Origin of the sequence: Bacillus arachidis (assembly GCF_030285945.1) — a bacterium.
In the GTDB taxonomy this organism is placed as follows: Bacteria; Bacillota; Bacilli; order Bacillales; family Bacillaceae_G; genus Bacillus_A; species Bacillus_A arachidis.
This window is the reverse complement of record NZ_CP127376.1, coordinates 4,744,506-4,769,068: the sequence shown is the minus strand read 5'-3', so window position 1 is coordinate 4,769,068 and position 24,563 is coordinate 4,744,506. Positions and strand designations below refer to the sequence as shown.

Annotated in this window: 24 protein-coding genes; 21 read left to right on the top strand and 3 right to left on the bottom strand. The window is 38.7% G+C overall.

What is annotated here, in order from left to right; translation table 11 throughout:
• Positions 1-33: 33 nt before the first annotated feature.
• The 5 genes from QRY57_RS26240 to pyrG all read left to right on the top strand — a co-directional run bounded on the left by QRY57_RS26240 (position 34) and on the right by pyrG (position 5,777).
• A complete protein-coding gene (locus QRY57_RS26240) occupies positions 34-1,164 on the top strand; it encodes an acyl-CoA dehydrogenase (protein WP_026591830.1) in 1,131 nt (376 codons plus the stop codon).
• Between the two features lie 26 nt (positions 1,165-1,190).
• Positions 1,191-2,330 (top strand): acyl-CoA dehydrogenase AcdA, encoded by a 1,140-nt coding sequence (acdA, locus tag QRY57_RS26235; RefSeq protein WP_026591831.1) that lies wholly within the window; start codon positions 1,191-1,193, stop codon positions 2,328-2,330.
• Between the two features lie 64 nt (positions 2,331-2,394).
• Complete coding sequence (locus QRY57_RS26230) at positions 2,395-3,024, top strand: TetR/AcrR family transcriptional regulator (RefSeq protein ID WP_026591832.1); 630 nt, start codon at positions 2,395-2,397, stop codon at positions 3,022-3,024.
• A 354-nt stretch (positions 3,025-3,378) separates the two neighbouring features.
• Complete coding sequence (rpoE, locus tag QRY57_RS26225) at positions 3,379-3,912, top strand: DNA-directed RNA polymerase subunit delta (protein WP_286016502.1); 534 nt, start codon at positions 3,379-3,381, stop codon at positions 3,910-3,912.
• A gap of 257 nt (positions 3,913-4,169) precedes the next feature.
• Positions 4,170-5,777, top strand: a complete 1,608-nt coding sequence (gene pyrG, locus QRY57_RS26220; protein ID WP_090695112.1) for a CTP synthase — start codon at positions 4,170-4,172, stop codon at positions 5,775-5,777.
• 36 nt (positions 5,778-5,813) lie between these two features.
• Here pyrG and QRY57_RS26215 read toward each other — a convergent pair whose 3' ends face one another.
• Positions 5,814-6,341 (bottom strand): DUF2529 domain-containing protein, encoded by a 528-nt coding sequence (locus QRY57_RS26215; RefSeq protein ID WP_026591835.1) that lies wholly within the window; start codon positions 6,339-6,341, stop codon positions 5,814-5,816.
• Positions 6,342-6,543: 202 nt separating this feature from the next.
• Here QRY57_RS26215 and spo0F point away from each other — a divergent pair, with 202 nt between their 5' ends.
• The 14 genes from spo0F (at position 6,544) to QRY57_RS26145 (ending at position 20,743) form a co-directional block, all read left to right on the top strand.
• Positions 6,544-6,912 carry a sporulation initiation phosphotransferase Spo0F gene (spo0F, locus tag QRY57_RS26210; RefSeq protein ID WP_026591836.1) on the top strand — a complete coding sequence of 123 codons (369 nt, stop codon included), beginning with the start codon at positions 6,544-6,546 and terminating at the stop codon, positions 6,910-6,912.
• Positions 6,913-7,123: 211 nt separating this feature from the next.
• Positions 7,124-7,981, top strand: a complete 858-nt coding sequence (locus QRY57_RS26205) for a class II fructose-bisphosphate aldolase (RefSeq protein ID WP_026591837.1) — start codon at positions 7,124-7,126, stop codon at positions 7,979-7,981.
• Positions 7,982-8,392: 411 nt separating this feature from the next.
• Entirely contained in the window at positions 8,393-9,682 is a 1,290-nt protein-coding gene (murA, locus tag QRY57_RS26200) for a UDP-N-acetylglucosamine 1-carboxyvinyltransferase (RefSeq protein WP_026591838.1), read from the top strand.
• Between the two features lie 408 nt (positions 9,683-10,090).
• A complete protein-coding gene (gene glpX / locus QRY57_RS26195; protein WP_026591839.1) occupies positions 10,091-11,056 on the top strand; it encodes a class II fructose-bisphosphatase in 966 nt (321 codons plus the stop codon).
• Positions 11,057-11,571: 515 nt separating this feature from the next.
• On the top strand, positions 11,572-12,843 hold the full coding sequence (rho, locus tag QRY57_RS26190) for a transcription termination factor Rho (RefSeq protein ID WP_026591840.1): 1,272 nt from the start codon (positions 11,572-11,574) through the stop codon (positions 12,841-12,843).
• A 255-nt stretch (positions 12,844-13,098) separates the two neighbouring features.
• Positions 13,099-13,344, top strand: a complete 246-nt coding sequence (locus QRY57_RS26185; RefSeq protein WP_026591841.1) for a type B 50S ribosomal protein L31 — start codon at positions 13,099-13,101, stop codon at positions 13,342-13,344.
• A 108-nt stretch (positions 13,345-13,452) separates the two neighbouring features.
• Positions 13,453-14,037: a thymidine kinase gene (locus QRY57_RS26180; protein ID WP_026591842.1), complete on the top strand. Its 585-nt coding sequence runs from the start codon at positions 13,453-13,455 to the stop codon at positions 14,035-14,037.
• A gap of 662 nt (positions 14,038-14,699) precedes the next feature.
• The gene (prfA, locus tag QRY57_RS26175) at positions 14,700-15,767 is read left to right on the top strand and encodes a peptide chain release factor 1 (protein ID WP_026591843.1); all 1,068 of its coding nucleotides are present in this window, start codon (positions 14,700-14,702) and stop codon (positions 15,765-15,767) included.
• Positions 15,767-16,618: a peptide chain release factor N(5)-glutamine methyltransferase gene (prmC, locus tag QRY57_RS26170; RefSeq protein WP_286016501.1), complete on the top strand. Its 852-nt coding sequence runs from the start codon at positions 15,767-15,769 to the stop codon at positions 16,616-16,618. Before prfA ends, prmC begins: the two co-directional genes overlap by 1 nt.
• A gap of 274 nt (positions 16,619-16,892) precedes the next feature.
• Complete coding sequence (gene spoIIR / locus QRY57_RS26165; RefSeq protein WP_286016500.1) at positions 16,893-17,741, top strand: stage II sporulation protein R; 849 nt, start codon at positions 16,893-16,895, stop codon at positions 17,739-17,741.
• A gap of 50 nt (positions 17,742-17,791) precedes the next feature.
• Positions 17,792-18,250 carry a GNAT family N-acetyltransferase gene (locus tag QRY57_RS26160; protein ID WP_286016499.1) on the top strand — a complete coding sequence of 153 codons (459 nt, stop codon included), beginning with the start codon at positions 17,792-17,794 and terminating at the stop codon, positions 18,248-18,250.
• 108 nt (positions 18,251-18,358) lie between these two features.
• Positions 18,359-19,402: an L-threonylcarbamoyladenylate synthase gene (locus QRY57_RS26155; protein WP_286016498.1), complete on the top strand. Its 1,044-nt coding sequence runs from the start codon at positions 18,359-18,361 to the stop codon at positions 19,400-19,402.
• 292 nt (positions 19,403-19,694) lie between these two features.
• Entirely contained in the window at positions 19,695-20,243 is a 549-nt protein-coding gene (locus QRY57_RS26150) for a manganese efflux pump MntP (RefSeq protein WP_090695483.1), read from the top strand.
• A 224-nt stretch (positions 20,244-20,467) separates the two neighbouring features.
• A complete protein-coding gene (locus tag QRY57_RS26145) occupies positions 20,468-20,743 on the top strand; it encodes a DUF3935 domain-containing protein (protein ID WP_286016497.1) in 276 nt (91 codons plus the stop codon).
• A 199-nt stretch (positions 20,744-20,942) separates the two neighbouring features.
• Here QRY57_RS26145 and QRY57_RS26140 read toward each other — a convergent pair whose 3' ends face one another.
• Complete coding sequence (locus tag QRY57_RS26140; protein ID WP_026591850.1) at positions 20,943-21,554, bottom strand: flavin reductase family protein; 612 nt, start codon at positions 21,552-21,554, stop codon at positions 20,943-20,945.
• Positions 21,555-22,093: 539 nt separating this feature from the next.
• Between QRY57_RS26140 and QRY57_RS26135 the strand changes: the two genes are divergently transcribed.
• Positions 22,094-22,708 carry a DUF975 family protein gene (locus tag QRY57_RS26135; protein WP_286016496.1) on the top strand — a complete coding sequence of 205 codons (615 nt, stop codon included), beginning with the start codon at positions 22,094-22,096 and terminating at the stop codon, positions 22,706-22,708.
• A 492-nt stretch (positions 22,709-23,200) separates the two neighbouring features.
• On the opposite strand, the gene QRY57_RS26130 is transcribed toward QRY57_RS26135, so the two are convergent.
• Positions 23,201-23,587: a DoxX family protein gene (locus tag QRY57_RS26130; RefSeq protein ID WP_090695489.1), complete on the bottom strand. Its 387-nt coding sequence runs from the start codon at positions 23,585-23,587 to the stop codon at positions 23,201-23,203.
• Between the two features lie 388 nt (positions 23,588-23,975).
• Between QRY57_RS26130 and QRY57_RS26125 the strand changes: the two genes are divergently transcribed.
• Positions 23,976-24,473: a PTS sugar transporter subunit IIA gene (locus tag QRY57_RS26125; RefSeq protein ID WP_286016495.1), complete on the top strand. Its 498-nt coding sequence runs from the start codon at positions 23,976-23,978 to the stop codon at positions 24,471-24,473.
• Positions 24,474-24,563: the final 90 nt, after the last annotated feature.

The following is a 24,563-nucleotide window of genomic DNA, read 5'->3' as shown; positions in this document are numbered from 1 at the left end:
AAAGAGGACATATAGCAAATGGAGGCGGGGCGTATGAATTTTCATTTTACGGAAGAGCAGCAGATGATGAGGAAAATGGTTCGGGATTTTGCGCAAAAGGAAATCGCCCCCTTTGTTCCAAGTATGGAACAAGGGGTGTTCCCTAGAGAAATTTTGACGAAAATGGGGGAACTTGGACTTATGGGGATTCCAGCGCCGGCGAAATATGGTGGCGCGGAAATGGATTTCATTTCTTACATTTTAGCGATTGAGGAAATATCAAAAGTGAGCGCGACGATTGGTGTTATTTTAGCGGTACATACATCGGTTGGAACAAACCCAATTTTATATTTTGGAACAGAGGAACAAAAACAGAAATATGTTTCTAAACTGGCGACAGGTGAATATTTAGGTGCATTTGCTTTAACGGAGCCGAATGCGGGTTCAGATGCAGGTAGCTTAAAATCAAGGGCCATAAAACAAGGTGACCACTATATCATTAACGGATCAAAAGTGTTTATTACAAACGGCGGCGAGGCAAATACATATATCGTATTTGCTTCTACGAATCCAGATGCAGGAAAAAGCGGGATTTCGGCGTTTATTGTAGAAAAAGATACACCAGGCTTAATCGTTGGCAAAGACGAGCATAAGATGGGGCTGCTTGGTTCTCGTACCGTACAATTAACATTTGAAGATATGAAGGTGCCAGCAGAGAACTTACTTGGTGAAGAAGGACAAGGCTTTAAAGTCGCGATGGCGAATTTAGATGTTGGCCGCATTGGTATCGGTGCACAGGCACTTGGAATCGCTGAGGCAGCGCTAACATGTGCAGTGGATTATGCGAAGGAACGTCAGCAATTTGGGAAGCCGATTGCCGCTCAGCAAGGACTTGGCTTTAAACTAGCAGATATGGCTACGAGCGTAGAAGCAGCGAGGCTACTTGTGTATAGGGCAGCATCGCTCAGAGCGCAAGGACTTCCGTGCGGGAAAGAAGCATCTATTGCAAAGTTATTTGCTTCGAAAACAGCGGTGGATGTCGCAATTGAGGCGGTGCAAGTATTTGGTGGTTACGGTTATACGAAAGATTATCCAGTTGAGCGATTTTTCCGTGATGCAAAAATTTGTGAAATTTACGAAGGAACGAGTGAAATACAAAGGCTTGTTATTAGCCGTGCACTATAGAGGGAAGAGAGCGGGGAGGAAGAAACATGCATTTTAAATTATCAGAAGAACACGAAATGATAAGAAAAATGGTTCGGGACTTTGCGAGAAATGAAGTGGCCCCAACAGCTGCTGAGCGCGACGAAGAAGAACGATTTGACCGTGCTTTATTTGACCAAATGGCAGAACTTGGTTTAACAGGAATTCCATGGCCTGAAGAATACGGCGGGATTGGAAGCGATTACTTAGCGTACGTGATTGCGGTAGAAGAGTTATCACGTGTTTGCGCTTCGACAGGTGTAACGTTGTCTGCTCATACTTCGCTTGCTGGATGGCCTATTTTTAAATTTGGAACAGAAGAGCAAAAACAAAAGTTTTTACGTCCGATGGCAGAAGGAAAGAAAATTGGCGCATACGGTTTAACAGAGCCAGGTTCTGGTTCAGATGCAGGCGGGATGAGAACGACGGCAAAGCGCGATGGTGATCATTACATTTTAAATGGGTCCAAAATTTTTATTACAAATGGGGGAATCGCTGATATTTACGTTGTCTTTGCATTAACTGATCCAGAATCGAAACAGCGCGGCACAAGTGCATTCATTGTAGAAAGTGATGCACCAGGATTTTCAGTTGGTAAGAAAGAGAGCAAGCTTGGGATTCGCTCTTCACCAACAACAGAAATCATGTTTGAAGACTGCCGTATCCCTGCTGAGAACTTACTTGGCGAAGAAGGACAAGGGTTTAAAATTGCAATGCAGACGCTGGACGGCGGACGTAATGGGATTGCTGCACAGGCCGTTGGTATCGCGCAAGGCGCTTTAGATGCTTCTGTGGATTATGCGAGAGAAAGGCACCAATTTGGGAAGCCAATCGCCGCGCAACAAGGAATCGGTTTTAAATTAGCAGATATGGCGACAAATGTAGAGGCAGCGCGCCTATTAACATATCAAGCTGCTTGGCTAGAATCAGAAGGACTTCCATACGGAAAAGAATCGGCGATGTCGAAAGTATTTGCTGGCGATACAGCGATGAAAGTAACGACTGAAGCAGTGCAAGTATTTGGTGGATATGGATATACGAAAGATTATCCAGTGGAACGTTTTATGCGCGATGCGAAGATTACGCAAATTTATGAGGGAACACAAGAAATTCAAAGACTTGTGATTTCTCGTATGTTAACGAAATAAGAGAAAGAGCGTAGGGGGGCTTCCTACGCTTTTTCCTTCCAAATAATAGAGAGAGGTGAAGGGGATGGTTAAGCACAATGTACATGCATCTGTAAAGGATGAGAAGCTGGTTGCGCTAAGGCGTGAACAGATGATCAAAGGAGCTGTGCAGCTTTTTAAACAAAAAGGATTTCCGCGTACAACAACGAGAGAGATTGCAAAAGCGGCGGGGTTTAGTATTGGGACACTTTATGAATATATTCGTACGAAAGATGATGTCTTATATCTAGTATGTGATAGTATTTACGAACATGTAAAAGAAAGATTAGAAAAAGTAGTCTGCACAGAAAAAGGAAGTATTGAAAGTTTAAGAATAGCAATTACGAATTATTTTAAAGTGATGGATGAGTTACAAGAAGAAGTATTAATTATGTATCAAGAAGTTCGTTTTTTACCGAAAGAGTCTCTTCCATACGTGTTAGAAAAAGAGTTCCAAATGGTGGGGATGTTTGAAAATATTTTAGAACAGTGCACGAGAAACGGCACATTTACATTAACAAAAAAGGAAATACAGCTGCTGGCTCATAATATTTTCATTCAAGGACAAATGTGGGGATTTAGACGTTGGGCGTTACAAAAGCTTTATACGCTAGAGGAATATACAGAAATGCAGATTAGGTATGTTTTACATGGAGCGCATATGCTTCCGAAATAGAAGGTTATATAAATATAAAACTCTCTGTATTTAGGCGGGAGAGAGCATCCGGCCATGCATAGAAGCGGTCATAGCCCCATGCTGGGTGAAATCAGGAGGGGAAAATGAGAGGAAATCCACTTTTGTATTTATAGCCGCAACTTATATGCTTGAAAATTACAATGGATTTATATCGTTCTTACAGCTTAATCTCGTAAATAATAGCCTATAATCACTTTTAATGACTCCTTATAAAAGTTTCCCATTTTTTTTGTAGCATATTTGTTGGAGTTTTGTTTATAATGAATAGTATGGATTTTTTTAAACAGGCCGTTATATATAGGATTATATTTTAAGAAAGGAAGTGCCGCATAAGTGGATTTTAAGCAATATTCACCAGAAGAGCTAAAAGAATTTTCCATGATTGAAGTTGTACATAGTGTTTTAGAGGATAAAAGACAGGCAACGTCATTCCATGATTTGGTTCAAGAAATTGCTCAAGTGCTGGGACTATCTCAAGAACAAGTTGCTGCGAAGATCGCACAATTTTATACAGATTTAAATATTGATGGACGTTTCATCAATTTAGGAGAAAACCGTTGGGGACTACGTAGCTGGTACCCATACGAGCAAATCGATGAGGAAATTCTACCTCAACCAAAACCTAAGAAAAAGCGCAAAGTTGAAGAAGATGACTTTGATGACTACGTTGAAGAAGACGAAGACTTCAGTGAAGAAGACTTCGATGATGAAAACGAAGACGATGACGATGATGATGTAGAAGATTTGGACAAGGTTCTTGATGAAGACGATGATCTTGATGACTTAGAAGATGAAGAAGATGAAGAATTCGCTGACGAAGAACTCGAGTACGATGAAACAGAAGAAGAGGAAGAGGAAGAACTGTAGTTCTTGACTTTTCATTATCGTCCATGTAGAATCATTTTTGGGCTCTTTAAAACAGGACGATAATACTTTTTAAGTGTAAATATAAAAGAAAATTGCTCCCTACTTATTACTTTTTGTAATGAGGGGAGCAATTTTCTTTTTTGTTTTTTGTTTAGAAAATAAAAAGAGTCTAACAATAAGATAGATACAGTGTTATCTACATACGTTGCGCTTTGCAACGGTGATTATATAACAACAAAGTAGAAGGGAGTACTTTCATGACTAAGTATATTTTTGTAACAGGCGGTGTAGTATCTTCTTTAGGAAAAGGAATTACAGCAGCATCTCTTGGAAGACTTTTAAAAAATCGTGGTTTAAACGTAACAATTCAAAAGTTTGACCCATACATTAACGTAGACCCGGGGACAATGAGCCCATACCAACACGGTGAGGTATTCGTAACAGATGATGGTGCAGAAACAGATTTAGACCTTGGTCACTATGAGCGTTTCATCGACATTAATTTAAACAAATACAGCAACGTAACAACAGGTAAAATTTACTCTTCAGTTCTTCAAAAAGAGCGTCGCGGTGAATATCTAGGAGGAACAGTTCAAGTTATTCCTCACATTACAAATGAAATTAAAGAGCGTGTATATCGTTCAGGCCGCGAAACAAATGCGGACGTTGTTATTACGGAAATCGGGGGAACGGTTGGTGATATCGAGTCTCTACCATTCCTAGAAGCAATTCGCCAAATTAAGAGCGATATTGGCCGTGACAACGTAATGTACATTCACTGTACACTAATCCCGTACTTAAAAGCAGCGGGTGAAATGAAAACAAAGCCAACGCAACATAGCGTTAAAGAACTTCGTAGCTTAGGTATTCAGCCAAACATTATCGTTGTTCGTACAGAAATGCCTGTTTCTCAAGATATGAAAGACAAGCTAGCATTATTCTGTGACATTGATACAAAAGCAGTTATTGAAGCGCGCGATGCAGATACATTATATGCAGTTCCATTATCTCTTCAAGAGCAAAATATGGACCAAATCGTTTGCGATCACTTAAAATTAGACAACCCAGCTGCAGATATGACAGAGTGGACTGCATTAGTTGAAAAAGTACGCAATCTATCTAAGAAAACAAAAATCGCTCTTGTTGGTAAATATGTAGAGCTTCAAGATGCATACATTTCTGTTGTAGAAGCACTTCGCCATGCAGGTTATTCATTTGATACAGATGTAGAAGTGAAATGGGTAAACGCTGAGCACGTAACAGCAGAAAACGTAAAAGAATTAGTTGGCGATACAGACGGTATCCTTGTACCAGGTGGCTTCGGCGACCGCGGTGTAGAAGGGAAAATCGCTGCAATTCAATATGCACGTGAAAATAAAGTTCCATTCTTAGGAATTTGCTTAGGAATGCAACTTGCATCAATCGAATTCGCACGTAACGTATTAGGATTAGAAGGAGCTAACTCTTCTGAAATTAACCCTGACACACCTTATGCAATTATCGACTTATTACCAGAACAAAAAGATGTAGAAGACTTAGGGGGTACACTTCGTCTGGGTCTATACCCATGTAAGCTTACTCCAGAAACAAATGCTTACAATGCGTATAACGAACCGGTTGTATATGAGCGTCATCGTCATCGTTATGAGTTCAACAACGAATTCCGTAAAGACATGGAAGGCGCTGGATTCATTTTCTCTGGTACAAGCCCAGACGGTCGTTTAGTAGAAATCATTGAATTACAAGATCATCCTTGGTTCGTGGCAGCACAGTTCCATCCAGAACTTGTATCTCGTCCAAACCGTCCACAATCGTTGTTCCGTGATTTCGTAAAAGCTTCTATTACGAATAAAGAAAGCAAGTAATAAAAAAAGGCGTCCAAATTCGGACGCCTTTTTCCTTTACTCATATTCGTTTATCATTTCATCAATTGTAAATTTTAAACCGTGATAAGCAAAGAGAGATAAGATTAAACTAGGGAAACCGTAACGGTTGCCTTCATCATCGGGAATCAAACCTTTTAGTAATTTTGTATCAATATGTACATCTGTAAATTGTTCTAGTGAGACATCGCCATTTTGAATAGCTGAAATACCAACAATAGAATGACCCTCTTCTTGTAGCTTTTTAGCCAATGAAATGATATCCTCATCTGTTGAAAAACGACTGATAAGAAGTACGCGGTCTGCGGAAGTAACGTCTGCTTGGTTACCGTTTTCTATTAAGCGTTTTGCTTGTTTGAGTGATTCTGCGCCATGCAGTGCTTCAAGAACTACGCCCTCCATTTCTTGTGTACCGTGTAAATAAACGATGCCATCGCCAACTAAAGCTTGGGCAAGTAGACGGGCACTATCTTCTATATTCATCTCTTCTGTTTGAGAAATTCGTGTAAAATAGCCGCTCAATTGAGTAGAAAAAATTTTTAACATTGTGTTGCTCCTTTCGATTGTGTTAGGCGGCTTTCATTATAGCTTATTTTTTTAGAAAGGCGAAGTAATAGGGGTAGCATAACAAAATAGTAGACGATAAAATAAGAAAGAACAGGAAGGAATTTGGTAAACAGTAGCGAAAATAATCGAATAGGATATAAGAAGCTTTTAATCTTGTATTTACACAGAAAGGTTGGGGATTATGGAAGGGAAAATTTTAATCGTTGATGATCAATACGGCATTCGTGTGTTATTGCATGAAGTGTTCCAAAAAGAAGGTTATCAAACGTTCCAAGCAGCAAATGGATTTCAAGCTTTAGATATCGTGAAAAAGGATAATCCAGATTTAGTTATTTTAGATATGAAAATTCCAGGTATGGATGGTATAGAGATTTTAAAACATGTAAAAGAAATTAATGAAGATATTAAAGTTATTTTAATGACTGCTTACGGAGAGCTTGATATGATTCAGGAAGCGAAAGATCTAGGGGCTCTCATGCACTTTGCTAAGCCGTTTGATATTGACGAAATTCGTCAAGCAGTACGAAATGAAATTGCTGTACAGGCTTAAAAAATGAATTTTTTATAAAAAAAATGGAAAAAAGCGTTTACATGGGCTGATGAGCAGGTGAATACAGTTGAGTTTTTGGATACAAGTTGTTATCCTATTGAGTGTAGAAAAAAGTCCGGTATGTAGATATACATATTTTACCTTATTCTGGTCATACTACCAGCGATAAGAACTTATCGGATACAAAAAACGTTTTTTAGGAGGATTCACCATGCCTTTAGTTTCCATGAAAGAAATGCTAAACAAAGCACTAGAAGGAAAATACGCAGTTGGTCAATTCAACATGAACAACTTAGAGTGGACTCAAGCTATTTTAGCTGCTGCAGAAGAAGAAAAATCTCCTGTAATCCTAGGTGTATCTGAGGGTGCAGCTCGTCATATGACTGGTTTCAAAACAGTTGTAGCTATGGTTAAAGCTTTAATCGAAGAAATGAACATCACTGTTCCTGTAGCGATTCACCTTGACCATGGTTCAAGCTTCGAAAAATGTAAAGAAGCAATCGATGCAGGTTTCACATCTGTAATGATCGACGCTTCTCACCATCCATTCGAAGAAAACGTAGAAACTACTAAAAAAGTAGTAGAATACGCACACGCTCGTAACGTATCTGTAGAAGCTGAGCTTGGTACAGTTGGCGGACAAGAAGACGACGTAATCGCTGAAGGCGTTATCTACGCTGATCCTGAAGAGTGTAAACACCTTGTTGAAGCAACTGGCATCGACTGCCTAGCTCCAGCTTTAGGTTCTGTACATGGTCCTTACAAAGGTGAGCCTAACTTAGGATTCAAAGAAATGGAACAAGTTCGCGACTTCACTGGTGTACCTTTAGTACTTCACGGTGGTACTGGTATCCCAACTGCTGATATCGTGAAAGCTATTTCTTTAGGTACTTCAAAAATCAACGTAAACACTGAGAACCAAATCGAGTTTACAAAAGCTGTTCGCGAAGTATTAAACAAAGACCAAGAAGTTTACGATCCTCGTAAATTTATCGGACCTGGCCGCGAAGCTATCAAAGCAACTGTTGTTGGTAAAATTCGTGAATTCGGTTCTAACGGTAAAGCGTAAGAATAAAATTCCGTTTTGGAAACCGTCTAGTCTTTTAGACGGTTTCCTTTCGTTGTATAATGAAAGCGTGAACAAGTCTTAAGATTAATTAAATTTCTACATTTCTTATATACTAAAGGAGTTTTCTACTTCTATTAAAGATAAAAGTGGAACATAATGTGCATAGTCCTATTAATAAATGTAATAACGTATCTAAAGTAAGTGATGAACAAATCTTGACAGGCAGTTAGTCTTCATCTACTCACTTAAAATATCATTATTTTTTAGGTGAGGCCTTACTGCTTGTTAAGTTTAGACTAGAGTATATTTTATTGATAGTTTGTTGAACGAATGAGATTCTTAAGGCAAGGCTTTCTGTTTTCTTTGAAAGGGGAGCTGAAAGTAAATACATTCACAAGAAGGGAGCTCAACATGGAAAAGTTGTTGATTGAAGGTGGACGACCTTTAAATGGATCAATTCGCGTGAGCGGTGCAAAAAATAGTGCTGTTGCTCTAATTCCAGCGACCATTCTAGCTGATACTCCAGTGACCATCGGTGGTGTACCTAATATTTCAGATGTGAAGATGTTAGGAGATCTACTAGAGGAAATTGGAGGAGTTGTAACATACAATCAGGAGGAAGAGATGACAATTGATCCTTCCAAAATGGTTGCTATGCCTTTGCCAAATGGGAAGGTAAAAAGATTACGTGCTTCTTATTACTTGATGGGCGCTATGCTTGGCCGCTTTAAAAAAGCTGTAATTGGGCTTCCTGGTGGATGTCACTTAGGACCAAGGCCAATCGATCAGCACATTAAAGGATTTGAGGCATTAGGTGCACATGTGACAAATGAGCAAGGTGCAATCTATTTAAGAGCGGATGAATTACGAGGAGCTCGTATTTATTTAGATGTTGTGAGTGTAGGAGCAACAATTAACATTATGCTAGCAGCTGTGCGTGCAAAAGGTAGAACAGTGATTGAAAATGCTGCGAAAGAACCAGAAATTATTGATGTAGCGACATTACTAACAAGTATGGGAGCACGAATTAAAGGTGCTGGTACAGATGTAATTCGCATTGATGGTGTGAATTCTCTTCACGGTTGTCATCATTCTATTATTCCAGACCGAATTGAAGCAGGTACGTACATGATTTTAGGAGCGGCATCTGGTGGAGAAGTAACAGTTGATAATGTAATCCCGCAACATTTAGAGTCAATCACCGCAAAATTACGAGAAGCTGGTGTACAAGTCGAGACGAACGATGATCAAATTACGGTAAATGGGAATCGTAAACTCCGAATAGTTGATATAAAAACACTTGTGTATCCAGGATTTCCGACAGATTTGCAACAACCTTTTACAACTCTTTTAACAAAGGCGCATGGTACGGGAGTTGTAACGGATACGATTTATGGCGCTCGTTTCAAACATATCGATGAATTGCGCCGAATGAATGCACAAATTAAGGTGGAAGGCCGTTCTGCTATTGTGACTGGGCCTGTCTCGTTACAGGGAGCAAAGGTAAAAGCGAGCGACTTACGAGCGGGTGCTGCACTTGTAATTGCAGGATTAATGGCTGATGGTATTACAGAAGTGACAGGGCTTGAGCATATTGACCGAGGTTATGAAAATATAGTAGACAAGCTTAAAGGTCTTGGTGCAAATATTTGGCGAGAACAAATGACGCAGCAAGAGATTGAAGAAATGAAAAATGCATAAATTGCAATGATTGCTAGCAATGGACTGTTATTGGAGAATAAAGGCAAAGTGGTGGCGCTTTCGTTAGTGGGGAACGAAAATCGCTGCTGACGGAAGTTGCTCTTTATGAAAAAACAAGAAAGAGAACTCTATCCTTAAGGAATATGTCTGGGGATAGAGTAGCATTGTTAGTAACTGCATTCTTGAACGCTGTGTACAAAAAAAGTAGTTCCAAAGGTATTTGCTAATGGAATAGAGGGGTTGAGCCATTAGGCAACTATGTCAACTCCACTCGTGTTAATGATCTGTTAAGGTGCACGAGAAACCCCTATTTTAAGATCCAAAGGAGTTAAGTGGGGGAGTTTTCATAGAAAGAAACAGTTCACAAAATACGGCATAAATATTAAGACTTAAAGGAGAGGGATTATTGTGGAAAGAAGTTTATCTATGGAGTTAGTACGTGTAACAGAGGCTGCAGCATTATCATCAGCGCGTTGGATGGGACGCGGCAAAAAAGATGAAGCAGACGGTGCAGCAACATCTGCAATGCGTGATGTATTCGATACAATTCCGATGAAAGGTACAGTTGTAATTGGTGAGGGAGAAATGGATGAAGCGCCAATGCTGTACATCGGGGAAAAATTAGGTACAGGATACGGTCCACGTGTTGATGTAGCGGTTGATCCGTTAGAAGGAACAAATATTGTAGCAGCTGGAGGCTGGAATGCACTTGCTGTTATTGCGATTGCGGATCACGGTAATTTGTTACATGCTCCTGACATGTACATGGATAAAATCGCGGTTGGGCCAGAAGCGGTAGGTGCAGTTGATATTGATGCACCTATTATTGATAACTTACGTGCCGTTGCAAAAGCAAAAAATAAAGATATTGAAGATGTTGTTGCAACAGTGCTAAACCGACCACGTCACCAAGCGATTATTGAAGAAATTCGTAAAGCTGGCGCTCGTATTAAATTGATTAATGATGGCGATGTAGCAGGAGCGATTAATACAGCATTTGATCGTACAGGTGTTGATATTTTATTCGGTTCTGGTGGTGCACCTGAAGGCGTTCTTGCAGCAGTTGCATTAAAATGTTTAGGTGGAGAAATTCACGGGAAACTTCTCCCTCAAAACGAAGCAGAATTAGCTCGTTGCAAAAAGATGGGTATTGAAGATACTAATCGTATTCTTCGTATGGAGGATTTAGTAAAAGGTGACGATGCAATCTTTGCAGCAACAGGTGTAACAGATGGAGAATTACTACGCGGCGTTCAATTTAAAGGTAGCGTTGGTACAACAGAATCCCTTGTTATGCGTGCAAAATCTGGGACAGTTCGCTTTGTTGACGGACGTCACAGCTTAAATAAAAAACCGAATTTGGTTATTAAATAAAAAGCGGAAGCAGCTTGATCAGAATGGAAGGGGGATGGAGCTTCTGACAAAGAGGCATATTTTGCCTCGTAGGAAGAAGCGAAGCCACCGACCATTCTAGCTGCTGGAGCTGGATTAAATAAAAAGTGAAAATGGCTCGTTCAGTTCTGACTGGCTAAGTTTTTTTCGCACAAAAGGCGCTTTTTGCCTTTTGTGCGGAAGGTTTTTAGACACGAAGAGCTAGCCGTTGGAACTGGATAAATAAAAAGTGGAAACGGCTCAATCAGCTTTGATTTTGCCCTCATCCAAATGGTGTAAAGAGAAAAACAGAAGCGATATAAAAAGCGGAGACAACTTTTCTTGTCTTCGCTTCTTGTATTTGTGTTACAACGTATTGATTAAAACTAGATAAAAGGGTTACAATAGTGGATATTATCCTACTTGAACTTATTGCCTTTCATTATTATGTATTTGCCTTCCGTATTTTTTCCCTTTACCCATGTGAAAAGAGAATAATATTAAAGTGTGGTGTCTGAATGAATTTGTCAATTGCAGCATTAGAAAACATGAAGTTAAAAGAATTATATGAGCTTGCGAAAGAATTTAAGATTTCGTATTACAGCAAATTAACAAAGAAAGAGTTAATTTTTGCTATATTAAAAGCTCGCGCAGAAAAAGAAGGTTTCTTTTTCATGGAAGGTGTACTAGAAATTATTCAATCAGAAGGATTTGGATTTTTACGTCCGATCAACTATTCTCCAAGCTCAGAAGATATCTATATTTCAGCTTCGCAAATTCGTCGTTTTGATTTGCGTAATGGAGATAAAGTTTCTGGTAAAGTACGACCTCCGAAAGAAAATGAACGCTATTTTGGATTGTTACAAGTTGAAGCGGTAAATGGTGATGATCCGGAATCAGCAAAAGAGCGTGTGCATTTCCCTGCATTAACACCGTTATATCCAAATCGTCAAATGAAATTGGAAACAGAAACAAAGAAATTATCAACACGCATCATGGATTTAATCGCACCAGTTGGATTTGGACAACGTGGTTTAATTGTCGCGCCTCCTAAGGCTGGTAAGACGATACTGTTAAAAGAAATTGCTCACAGTGTTACAACAAATCATCCGGAAGCGGAACTGATTGTTCTTTTAATTGATGAGCGTCCAGAGGAAGTAACGGATATTGAACGTTCTGTCAAAGGCGATGTTGTAAGTTCTACATTCGATGAAGTGCCGGAAAATCATATTAAGGTAGCTGAGCTTGTATTAGAACGTGCGATGCGTCTTGTAGAACATAAGAAAGACGTTATCATTTTAATGGATAGTATTACCCGTTTAGCACGTGCTTACAACCTCGTTATCCCGCCAAGTGGACGTACATTGTCGGGTGGTATAGACCCAGCTGCGTTCCATCGACCAAAACGATTTTTCGGGGCAGCTCGTAACATCGAAGAGGGCGGTAGCTTAACGATTTTAGCAACAGCACTTGTTGATACAGGTTCTCGTATGGATGATGTAATCTACGAAGAATTTAAAGGAACTGGTAATATGGAACTTCATTTAGATCGCTCGTTAGCTGAACGTCGTATCTTCCCGGCGATTGATATTCGCCGCTCTGGTACACGTAAAGAAGATCTATTAATTCCTAAAGAACATCTAGACAAGCTATGGGGTATTCGTAAAACAATGCGTGATACACCAGACTTTGTTGAGAGCTTCTTACGTAAGCTGCGTCAAACGAAAACAAATGAAGAATTTTTACAAAACATTGTTGCGGACTCAAAAAGATATGTAACAACGAAGTAAAGGGAAACGGTGATGACTCGCTTATTTTTATACTAAGCGAGTTTTTCCATGCTTTTTTATGAGAGAAATTTAGCCAATTAGAGCTGGACGAGCCGCTTGCACTTTTATTTTAAAAAGACAAAAACAGGTAGTTGCAAAATGAAGTTAGCCTTGTTATAATTTCATCATATGTGTTTCATCAATATAGTTGTGATTGCAGCTAAAGATGAAAAACTCTGTTTCGAAAATGATTCAGGGCGGAAGGAGATGAAAAGAATGAAAGCAGGAATCCATCCAGATTACAAGAAAGTTGTATTCATGGACACAAACACAGGCTTCAAATTCTTAAGCGGATCTACTAAAGGTTCTAGCGAAACAATTGAGTGGGAAGATGGAAACACTTATCCATTACTAAAAGTTGAGATCAGTTCTGATTCTCACCCATTCTACACTGGACGTCAGAAGTTTGCTACTGCAGACGGACGTGTTGACCGCTTCAATAAGAAATACGGTCTTAAGTAATAAAAAACATAAAACAGGCAAGTGTATCTATTCGCTTGTCTGTTTTTTTTGCGAAAATATTAAACCTTTACCCTACTTTGGATAAAAAGTAGATGAAAGGAGAGCTCCATGTACTTAATAAATCAAAACGGTTGGATTGAAGTGATTTGCGGAAGTATGTTTTCTGGGAAATCAGAAGAGCTCATCCGCCGCGTACGTCGTACACAATTTGCAAAGCAACAGGCGATTGTATTTAAACCATGTATTGATAATCGTTATAGTGAAGAAGATGTTGTCTCACATAATGGATTAAAGGTAAGAGCAGTTCCTGTTTCAGCTTCAAAAGATATATTTAATCATATAACAGAAGAAATGGACGTTATTGCAATTGATGAGGTGCAGTTCTTTGATGGGGACATTGTGGAAGTGGTGCAAATATTGGCAAATCGTGGCTATCGTGTCATTGTAGCCGGTTTAGACCAAGATTTCCGTGGTCTACCATTTGGACAAGTTCCTCAGCTGATGGCGATTGCCGAATATGTAACGAAGCTGCAAGCAGTTTGTTCTGTATGCGGATCTCCAGCAAGTCGTACACAGCGCTTGATTGATAATGAACCAGCTTCTTTTGATGATCCAATTATTTTAGTTGGAGCTTCAGAGTCATATGAGCCGCGTTGCCGTCATTGTCATGCGGTACCTACAAAACAAAGATAAGTGAAACTCGCTACATAGGGCGGGTTTTTTTCGAAAATAGATGAAGATTGGGGCAAGCTCTTTGTGTGTCAGAGCTAAGCGAGCCGCCTTCACTTTTAAATATATCTAGCTCCGGCGGCGAGAATGGTCGGTGGCTTCGCTTCTTCCTATGAGGCAAAGGGCGCCTCTACGTCAGAAGCTCCATCCCCCTTCCATTCTGAGTGAGCCGCCTGCGCTTTTAAATATATCTAGCTCCGGCGGCGAGAATGGTCGGTGGCTTCGCTTCTTCCTATGAGGCAAAGGGCGCCTCTACGTCAGAAGCTCCATCCCCCTTCCATTCTGAGTGAGCCGCCTGCGCTTTTAAATATATCTAGCTCCGGCGGCGAGAATGGTCGGTGGTTTCGCTTCTTCCTATGAGGCAAAGGGCGCCTCTAAGTCAGAAGCTCCATCCCCCTTCCATTCTGAGTGAGCCGCCTGCGCTTTTAAATATATCTAGCTCCGGCGGCGAGAATGGTTGGTGGCTTCGCTTCTTCCTATGAGGCAAAGGGCGCCTCTACGTCAGAAGCTCCATCCCCCTTCCATTCTGAGCGAGCCGCCTGCGCTTTTAAAATAATAATTTGCGTTTTTTTGATTAAGTACCATATACTATTTGTATTAGATACTAGGATGTTGAGGTGAATGATGTGTTAGATCGTTTGCAAGCTGTAGAAGATCGTTATGAGAAGTTAAACGAATTATTAAGTGATCCAGAGGTTATTAGTGATTCGAATAAACTTCGTGAATATTCAAAGGAACAATCTGATATTCAAGAAACGGTAGAGGTGTACCGTGAATATAAAGATGTTCGTGAGCAATTACGAGACGCGAAGGCAATGTTAGAAGATAAGTTAGATGCTGACATGCGTGAAATGGTAAAGGAAGAAGTTTCTGAGCTAGAGAGGCAAGAGAAGGAATTATCAGAGCGTCTGAAAATTTTACTTGTTCCAAAAGACCCGAACGATGATAAAAACGTTATCGTAGAGGTACGTGGTGCTGCTGGTGGCGATGAGGCTGCTTTATTTGCCGGTGACTTATACCGTATGTATAGCCGTTATGCTGAGGTGCAAGGTTGGAAAACTGAAATTATCGAGGCAAGCTATACAGAATTAGGTGGATATAAAGAGATTATCTTTATGATCAACGGTAAAGGTGCTTTCGCAAAATTGAAATTTGAAAATGGTGCACACCGTGTGCAACGTGTTCCGGAAACAGAATCTGGGGGACGTATCCATACTTCTACAGCAACTGTAGCTGTATTACCAGAAGCGGAAGAAGTGGAAATCGATATTCATGAAAAAGATGTTCGTGTTGATACGTTTGCTTCTAGTGGACCTGGTGGACAAAGTGTTAATACAACAATGTCAGCGGTACGTTTAACGCATTTACCGACTGGTGTAGTTGTATCTTGTCAGGATGAAAAGTCACAAATTAAGAACAAAGAAAAAGCAATGAAAGTATTACGTGCGCGTGTTTATGATAAGTTTAGGCAAGAAGCTCAGGCTGAGTACGATCAAAACCGTAAGCAAGCTGTTGGTACGGGAGACCGTTCAGAGCGTATCCGTACGTATAACTTCCCGCAAAACCGTGTTACAGACCATCGAATCGGTTTAACGATTCAAAAGCTAGATCAAATCTTACAAGGTAAGTTAGATGATTTCATTAACGCCTTAGTGATGGAAGATCAAGCGCAAAAGATGGAGGCAGCTGAGTAATGCGTGTCTATGAAGCCCTGAAATGGGCTTCTTCTTTTTTACAAGAAAATGGGCGGGATGAAAATGCGGGAGAAATCGTCCTTTGTCATGTATTAAAGACGAACCGAACAGGTTTAATGATGAATATGCGCGAAGCAATATCTGAGGAACAAGAGAAGACTTTTACAGAATTTATTTACAAACACGTTGATGGGATTCCTGTTCAATATATGATTGGATATGAAATGTTTTATGGTCGTTCGTTTTTTGTAAATGAAGAGGTGTTAATACCGAGGCCAGAAACAGAAGAGCTTATAGTAGGTGTGCTAGATAGAGTCCAGCGTATGTTTGGGAAGCGGGAACTACATGTAGCTGATATTGGTACGGGGAGTGGAGCTATTTCAATTACACTTGCCTTAGAAAATCAAAATCTTCATGTATATACAGTAGATATTGCGCAGGAATCGATTGAAGTTGCGAAAGAAAATGCAAAAGCATTAGGTGCCAATGTAACCTTCTATCATGGTGATTTATTATCACCGTTTTATGAAACAGGACAAAAATTAGATGTTGTTGTTTCCAATCCGCCTTATATTCCAGAAGAAGACTGGAGAGGTCTTTCTCCGGTTGTAAAAGAGCATGAACCAAAGCGTGCACTTGTAGGCGGGGAAGATGGACTTGATTTTTATCGTCGTTTTATGGAAGAGTTGCCAAACGTTTTGCACAAGAAAGCGATTGTTGCTTTTGAAATAGGTGTAGGGCAAGGTGAGGATGTCAAAGAATTATTGAAACAGACATTCCCACATGCAGATGTAGAAGTTGTCTTTGATATTAACGGAAAAGATCGTATGGTCTTTGCAGAGATGGAGTAAGGTAGAACCTTACTCCATTTTTTTATGTTGATTTGTTGCATATACATCACGGCTATGAAAACAAAAGAAGTTCTCCACTCGTTTTCTCCTTTTGTTTTCATGTGGAACGGGGTAGGAAAAGGCCCTGACCGCATCTGTACATGGCTAGATGCTCTTTCCCATCCACAAAGAAAGGTTTTATATCCTCGAAAGTTTTTCTATAGATTTAGAATTTAATAGTTTAGAAAGAGGTAAGTGTGTCTACACTGTTTACCAGAAGGGACGGTGCAAAGACATGAAAAAACAAGTGATTGCCTATTTTCTTTTATTATTAATTGGTGCACAGCTACTTGTGCAGTTTGGATATATGAAAGCTGATGCGAAGGGGAATACTGTTATCCCGAAAGAAGCTGTACGATTACGTATTTTAGCAAATAGCGATTCAGATAAAGATCAAGCGTTAAAGCGTAAAGTGCGCGACGAAGTAAAAGCACAAATTGATGGCTGGGTAGCAGATTTGAAATCATTTGAGGATGCACGTCGTGTCATTCAAAGTCACATCCCGGAAATTGAAAAAACGGTTGCTGAAACATTAAAGCGAGAAGGAAGTAAAGAATCCTTTCAAGTTACATTTGGGAAAAACATTAAATTTCCTACAAAAGTATATGGGAATTTTATTTATCCAGCAGGGGAATATGAAGCAGTACTCATTTCAATTGGAAAAGGTGAAGGTGCAAATTGGTGGTGCGTGTTATTCCCACCGATGTGTTTTCTAGACTTCTCAAGTGGATCAGCGGTAAAAAAAGAAGAGCATGTTGTAAAAGCGGAATCAATTGATGAGGAAGAACAACCAGTAGCACTGAAGGAAGAAAAAGAAGAAGTATCGAAGCAAACAATAAGACAAGAAACATCGAAAAAAGAGGTTGCTTCAAAAGTGCAAACTGCTGTGAAAGAGACAAGTAAAAAGCCTGCGCAAGAAAAAAGCGTGAAAAAGCAAGAAAAACAGCTGGTGGAAAAAACAGAAAAAACGGCTGAAAAGAAACAAGAGCAAACAATTGAAACAGTAGAAGTAGAGGAGCAAGAGGACAAGCCAGAAGTTAAATTATTTATTGTAGAAGTATTTTCCTCATTATTTTCTAAATAAGTACTATTTTTGAATCCTTCCCCATATATAGAAATGAGGAGGGATTTGCTGTGAAAAAAACTTATTTTGCTACAAAAGATGATGTTGAGAGGTTACATTCTTTTTTCGGACAAGCTAATAAAAAAGATGATAAAATAAATGAGTTATACGGGCAATTTATGATAATGGAAGATAACGGAGAAATCCAGGCTGTCATTGGTTATGAACAAAAAGGAGAGAACGCACTCATTCGTTCTTGTTTGTTCACACCTGCTGTGGATAACGAGACTTTCTTATATTTTTTTGAAATGTTTTTGCAGTATATGAAAGAGAAAAATATCTGGCAAGTATATTTACTCACAAATCATCCACAATCTGTGACGATATTTCAGTTTTTCAACTTTATATCTGTAGAAAAAGATCAAGTGTCAGATGATATTCAGCAACTAGAACATTTTTGTGAAAATATAAAACAGCAGGATGTAATAATACTAAATTGTCAGCTATTCACAAAGTTATCCACGGATTAATTAGGTTTATCCACATTTTGTGGATAAACCTTGTTTGTCTTTTGGATAAATGTCATAGTAAACTAACAATAGACAAGTATTTCATGGAAGAAAAGGACGTGTGAAAAAATGCATACAAATATGTGGGTTGTGGATAATGTTGTGGAAATAAAAAAAGATTATCCACAATTACAAGAAGCAGCAAGATTATTAAGAGAAAATGAAGCAATTGCCTTTCCAACTGAAACGGTTTATGGACTAGGAGCAAATGCGATGAATGATGAAGCGATTGCGAAAATTTTTGAAGCAAAAGGCAGACCGAGTGATAATCCACTTATTGTCCACATTGGTGCAAAATCACAATTAGGAGAAATTGTTAGAGAAATTACGCCAGTTGCGGAAGAATTAATGAAGCATTTTTGGCCGGGGCCATTAACGATTATTTTGCCTAAAAAAGATGGGATTTCAGAGAAGGTTACAGCGGGCTTAGATACGGTTGGAGTGAGAATGCCGGATCATCCAGTGGCACTTGCTCTTATTGAGGAAGCAAATGTACCTGTCGCAGCGCCAAGTGCTAATCGTTCTGGACGCCCAAGTCCAACACTTGCATCTCACGTATATGAAGATTTAAATGGGAAAATTGCTGGTATTGTTGACGGCGGTGCAACAGGTGTTGGCGTTGAATCAACAGTAATAGATTGTACAAGTGACGTGCCAACGATTTTACGTCCAGGCGGGATTACGAAGGAGCAATTAGAAGACGTGATCGGAACAGTTTCTTTGGATCCTGCGCTAAAAGATGAAAAAGAGAAACCGAAGGCGCCAGGAATGAAATATACCCATTATGCACCGAAAGCACCACTTAGTATTGTAGAAGGATCACGTGATTTTATTCAACAGCTTGTGGATAAGAAGAAAAGTGAAGGTTATGCAGTCGGTGTATTAACGACAGAAGAGAATCAACATATGTATAAAGCAGATGTTGTGTTATCTTGTGGTATGCGAAGTGATTTAGCAAGCGTTGCGACGAAATTATATGATGTGCTTCGAACATTCGATGCTAGTAAAGTGGATATGATTTTTAGTGAGTCATTTCCGAATGAAGGAATTGGAAATGCAATTATGAACCGTCTAACGAAAGCAGCAGGGCATCATATTATTATTGAAGAGTAGATGGGTTGAAAAATGAGATAAAAACCTATTTTTTAAGGTGGAGAGAGGATTCGCTTATGTATAGAAGCGGTTCCCCCCTTTTTTAGCCACATGCCAAGTGAAACCAGAAGGAGAAAACGAGTGTGGTTTACCTTTTGTTTTCATAACTCGTGATGAGAAGATTGAACAATTGAAACGAAGGTATCTTGTAAAGATTTTGCTGGAAGTTTCAAGTTATCTAGAAGAAATTCGTAGATTCTATTTTTCCTCGGATGAGCATATTGTGAAGTAGCGAGTCCGAGGAGGGACGAGAATGACGATCGAACAAATACTACCGTTGTTTATAATGGCATTTGCCTTAGGAATGGATGCATTTTCTGTAAGCCTCGGCATGGGGATGGTAGCCCTTAGAATGCGACAAATCATGTATATCGGTATGACAATAGGGGTGTTTCATATTGTTATGCCGTTTCTTGGTATGATACTAGGACGTTTTTTATCGGAGACATTTGGTCATATGGCAACTGTTGCCGGGGCTATTTTATTAATTGGATTAGGGTTTTATATTGTATACTCTGCAATTTTAGAAGGGGAAGAGACAAGATCTGCTCCGGTGGGGATAAGTTTGCTTGTATTTGCGTTTAGTGTGAGTGTTGATAGTTTTTCGGTTGGGCTCAGCCTTGGGATTTACGGAGCACAAATGATTGTAACAATCTTACTATTTGGACTGGTTAGTATGATATTAGCCTGGAGTGGTTTACTGATTGGAAGACATGCAAAGCGTTTACTTGGTATGTACGGTGAAGTAATCGGGGGTATCATTCTTGTTGGTTTTGGATTATGTCTTCTTTTTCCAATATAATCTTGCTACGATATAAGAAAATGGTACATCTGTTTTGTTTATATTTTTTTCAAGATAGTTACACATGCTTGTTGTTTTGCGGTTATTTTACAAATAACAGTGCTGGACTAGACTAGATTCATTCGTGAACGGTGAATATAAATTAATTCCTTTCTGTACAAAACATTTTTTCTAACAGTTGTTGTTTTAATGAAAAATCTTATATGGTAAAAAGGATGATAGGAATGACAAGGATAAAACAAGCTTTTGGTATTATTATTAGTTTTTTCGTATTTTGGTTTAGTGTGCTCGGTGTACAAATGTTTGCGGAGTTTCTAGATATAGATTCTTTAAAATTCATTCAGGGGAAAACAGAAGCAGCTCGTATGTTTTATTCTCCTTACCCATTTGTAATCGTTTTTCTTATTACACTACTTTCGCTCTATTTCTTTGTTATAAAGCTTGGAAATCTGAAGAAGGAAAGTGCGCCTGTGTTAGAGAAAAAGCGCGGGGAAGTATAATATATAGAAGAAGACCAGCTTGTGTGATGCCTAGGCTGGTCTTTTTGTGTTATAAAATGAGCGAGCCGCTTTCGCTTTTAAAAATATCCAGCTGCAGCGGCAAGAATGGTTGGTGGCTTCGCATCTTCCTGCGAGGCAAAAAGCGCCTCTACGTCAGAAGCTCCATCCTCCTCCCATTCTGAGCGAGCCGCTTTCGCTTTTAAATTGGCCTTACAAGCTCAAATTGTTCTCCTAATTTGGCGTAGTTGTGTCCGGCTAGTCGGCTTATTGGTTTTAGTTCTTCTGCGTGAATACGTCCGTTTTCATATAAATGTTCTGCGATGTGGAAACGGACAATGCGGCCGATTAGTAGGTCACATGCGGGAGAGTCTTCTGTTCCTCCTAGTGGGATGGCTTGTTCTAATACGCATTCCATTCGAATATTCGCTTCTTTTACACCTGGTACGGAGATGACATCGCTTTCGATAGGGGTTAGCTTAGCTAATTCAATTTCACTTTGAGTTGGAGGGAGGTTTGCAGCGGTTTCGTTGATGGCCTCCACATAGGATTCATCGGAAATATGTACAACAAATTCACCTTTCTCAATTGCGTTTCGAGAAGTATCTTTTCGCTCTCCTCCTTTTCGCTGCACAGAAACTGAGATGAGCGGTGGATTAGCAGCAACAATATTAAAATAGCTGTATGGAGCTCCATTTAAAACCCCGTCTTTTGTTATAGAAGTAACGAATGCGACTGGGCGCGGAATAATACTCCCCGTTAATAATTTGTAATTATCTTTTTCTGTTTGTTCATTTGGATTAATCGAAAGCATATTTGGAATCTCCCTTCCTTGATATGAATACTTCTTTGTTTGTTTACAAGATAATGGAGGGAAACTCCTGCTTAAAAAAATTTTTTTTGACGGTTTTTGTAATCAATGATTTTGAAATATACAAGAGAGTAGAGTCTTTCTGTAACGTCAGCCGCAATTTTACATGGCATACTTAATATTTTTTATTTAATAGATGGATGTCGAGTGAATGGAACTGGCTAAATTCATCTTATTGGCAAAGGTGTTCGGCATGATGTACCTGATACATTGAAAAATTAAGCGATAGGTGAATCAATTGACGAAAAGAATTTATTAAGAAAAATAATCCAAATAAGCATTAACTTTTAAAGAATTTCAACTCTCTGCATTGATGGGAAGAATGAAATGACTTTATTATTTCGTTACACCTTTAACGGAACAAACCTTATGTTAATTTAGGCTGAATTAAATATATATTTTCTAAATTGCTATTGTAATCTCTACGAGAGTTGTATACTGGTATGAGTTAAAATACTCATTAGATTTAGGAGGCTTCTTACATGATTAGTGAGTTGAAAGAACAAGCACTTGATGAGCTTGATGGAAAATGGGGATTAGCAGTAGGGATTACATTGATCCTTACGTTTCCTTTCCTATGGTCTTGTGGCTGGAGCGAAGTGATAGAATCGCTTGTGATAGATATTATTGTAATACTAATGGTTTTCCCTTTAACTCTAGGTGCCTATCATCTTGCTTTAAATACAGTTCGAGAAAAAACAGTTGGAATTGGGCAATTATTTGAATGGTGTACAGGGGTCAAAAAATACATTAAATCAATTTTAATACATTTACTAATTAGTATCTATCTTGCTTTATGGATATTGTTATTTATCATTCCGGGAATTGTTAAATGTTTCTCTTATACCATGACCTACTTTATTTTAAATGACCACCCAGAATTTTCAATGAACCAAGCTATTACTGAAAGTCGCCGTATGATGAACGGAAATAAAATGGATTATTTCGTAATGTGTTTAAGTTTTATTGGCTGGTTTATATTAAGTGTCTTTACTTTAGGAATCGGTTTCTTGTGGTTAATCCCATATTTTTATACTACAAAAGCGGCGTTTTATGAGAAAGTTTCACAAGACTATTACAAAAGAAAATCTAGTTAAATTAATTCTTATTTAAGCTTAGTTTAATGGCAATGGAGGCTCATTATAAGCACTCTTTTTATGAGTTTTGTTTCTACTGAGTTGGAGACTTTGTATCATATGTACATCAAGTTGGGACTTTTATGTCTTAGGCTTATGACACAACAGTCCCAACTAAATTACTATGATTGTTTTCATTTCAATAATTCGCTAGTTGACGCGATGAAAAACTTATGAAATACATTCATATGCAAGACATAAAAAGGGAATTGGTGAGTACAAGGAAGGAATATTGGTAGAAATCCTTAAGAAGATAATTATCTACTATTTTAGGAAAGATAAAGTAATGAAAATCTATACGGGTTAAAGTTGTAAGGACAACAAAAGACCACCAAGTTTTTTTACTTGGTGGTCTTACTATTTTAATGAGCTTGAGTGTTAGAAATTTATCAATCTAACTGCAAATGTATATTCCGATGGTGTAAAAAAACACCTTGAAACCAAAATGATTAATTAAAGTAAAACATAAGCGCCAGGCCCAGTTAATCCAACACCAACTGCGATAGCGATTAAGATCATGTTATATTCAAAACCGTTTTGTGTTACCCAGTAGCCATTTTTTCCGTGTACAGTAAAGATTGCAACTAGCATTGTACCAACGATAAATAATGAGCCAACCCAAGTGAAGATACCTGCCGCGAATAAGAAACCGCCTAATAGTTCAGTTGCACCAGCCATAAATGCCATGAATACGCCAGGGCGTAAGCCAATTGATTCCATCCAGCCGCCTGTTCCTTTTAGGCCGTGACCACCAAACCAACCGAATAATTTTTGAGCACCGTGGCCCATGAATGTAATTCCAATAATAAGACGAATAATAAGAAGACCGATGTTCATCATCTATAAAACCTCCAAAAAGTTATTTACTTACCTTATGTAAGTTATAATAAATCAGTTACTTACTTTAGTCAAGTAACTTTCGAAAAAATATAAAGAAATTTTACAAATCAATAACAAAAAATAAAATGTTGTAAAGACCTCTAGACGAGTTGTGAAAAAAAGGAGAAAATATACGTAAGAAGTTTATTTCTATTATTGTTATTCAGACAATTTGAATTGACTGGAATTTTACAAGGCGATACAATAAGGCTCTATTAGTAAGTACGCAATTTTTTTTCGAAAGCGTTTTTACACTATAATATTTGAAGTATGAAGTCTTACATGTATCGCAATCTTTACTAGGGAGTACCCTATACATTTTTAATCTAATTATAAGGAGGACCATCCTATGTTTAAAAAATTATTTGGTCTTGGCTCAAAAACAAATGCAGAAACAATTGTAGCTCCATTAACTGGAGAAGTGAAAAATATTGAAGAAGTACCAGATCCAGTATTTGCTGGTCGTATGATGGGTGACGGTGTTGCAATCGTTCCAACTGAAGGTGTAGTTGTATCACCAGTAGACGGTGAAATTGTACAATTATTCCATACAAAACACGCTGTTGGAATTAAAGCGAAAAATGGTACAGAAATTTTAATTCACGTTGGTTTAGAAACTGTAAAAATGGAAGGCGAAGGTTTCGAAGCTCACGTATCTGAAGGACAAGCTGTGAAAGTTGGCGACAAATTAATTTCTTTCGATTTAGAATTAATTCGCGAAAAAGCAAAAAGCACAATTACTCCAATCGTTATTACAAACACGGATGCAGCAGAATCTATTCATACAACTATAGGCGTATCAGCTACAAAAGGTGCAACTGAAGTAATGAAAGTTACAATGAAATAATGATGTTTTGTAAGGAATCTATTTCATATGAAATGGATTCCTTAATTTATTTAGTTATAAGTTTTTTTCGTGGGATGTTTCAGTTATGTA

Bases quoted from the DNA above. Each gene is read 5' to 3' on its own strand.
- QRY57_RS26240 (WP_026591830.1), top strand. From the start codon at position 34: ATGAATTTTCATTTTACGGAAGAGCAGCAGATGATGAGGAAAATGGTT.
- acdA (WP_026591831.1), top strand. From the start codon at position 1,191: ATGCATTTTAAATTATCAGAAGAACACGAAATGATAAGAAAAATGGTT.
- QRY57_RS26230 (WP_026591832.1), top strand. From the start codon at position 2,395: ATGGTTAAGCACAATGTACATGCATCTGTAAAGGATGAGAAGCTGGTT.
- pyrG (WP_090695112.1), top strand. From the start codon at position 4,170: ATGACTAAGTATATTTTTGTAACAGGCGGTGTAGTATCTTCTTTAGGA.
- QRY57_RS26215 (WP_026591835.1), bottom strand. From the start codon at position 6,341: ATGTTAAAAATTTTTTCTACTCAATTGAGCGGCTATTTTACACGAATT.
- spo0F (WP_026591836.1), top strand. From the start codon at position 6,544: ATGGAAGGGAAAATTTTAATCGTTGATGATCAATACGGCATTCGTGTG.
- QRY57_RS26205 (WP_026591837.1), top strand. From the start codon at position 7,124: ATGCCTTTAGTTTCCATGAAAGAAATGCTAAACAAAGCACTAGAAGGA.
- murA (WP_026591838.1), top strand. From the start codon at position 8,393: ATGGAAAAGTTGTTGATTGAAGGTGGACGACCTTTAAATGGATCAATT.
- rho (WP_026591840.1), top strand. From the start codon at position 11,572: ATGAATTTGTCAATTGCAGCATTAGAAAACATGAAGTTAAAAGAATTA.
- QRY57_RS26185 (WP_026591841.1), top strand. From the start codon at position 13,099: ATGAAAGCAGGAATCCATCCAGATTACAAGAAAGTTGTATTCATGGAC.
- QRY57_RS26180 (WP_026591842.1), top strand. From the start codon at position 13,453: ATGTACTTAATAAATCAAAACGGTTGGATTGAAGTGATTTGCGGAAGT.
- prmC (WP_286016501.1), top strand. From the start codon at position 15,767: ATGCGTGTCTATGAAGCCCTGAAATGGGCTTCTTCTTTTTTACAAGAA.
- spoIIR (WP_286016500.1), top strand. From the start codon at position 16,893: ATGAAAAAACAAGTGATTGCCTATTTTCTTTTATTATTAATTGGTGCA.
- QRY57_RS26155 (WP_286016498.1), top strand. From the start codon at position 18,359: ATGCATACAAATATGTGGGTTGTGGATAATGTTGTGGAAATAAAAAAA.
- QRY57_RS26150 (WP_090695483.1), top strand. From the start codon at position 19,695: ATGACGATCGAACAAATACTACCGTTGTTTATAATGGCATTTGCCTTA.
- QRY57_RS26145 (WP_286016497.1), top strand. From the start codon at position 20,468: ATGACAAGGATAAAACAAGCTTTTGGTATTATTATTAGTTTTTTCGTA.
- QRY57_RS26140 (WP_026591850.1), bottom strand. From the start codon at position 21,554: ATGCTTTCGATTAATCCAAATGAACAAACAGAAAAAGATAATTACAAA.
- QRY57_RS26135 (WP_286016496.1), top strand. From the start codon at position 22,094: ATGATTAGTGAGTTGAAAGAACAAGCACTTGATGAGCTTGATGGAAAA.
- QRY57_RS26130 (WP_090695489.1), bottom strand. From the start codon at position 23,587: ATGATGAACATCGGTCTTCTTATTATTCGTCTTATTATTGGAATTACA.
- QRY57_RS26125 (WP_286016495.1), top strand. From the start codon at position 23,976: ATGTTTAAAAAATTATTTGGTCTTGGCTCAAAAACAAATGCAGAAACA.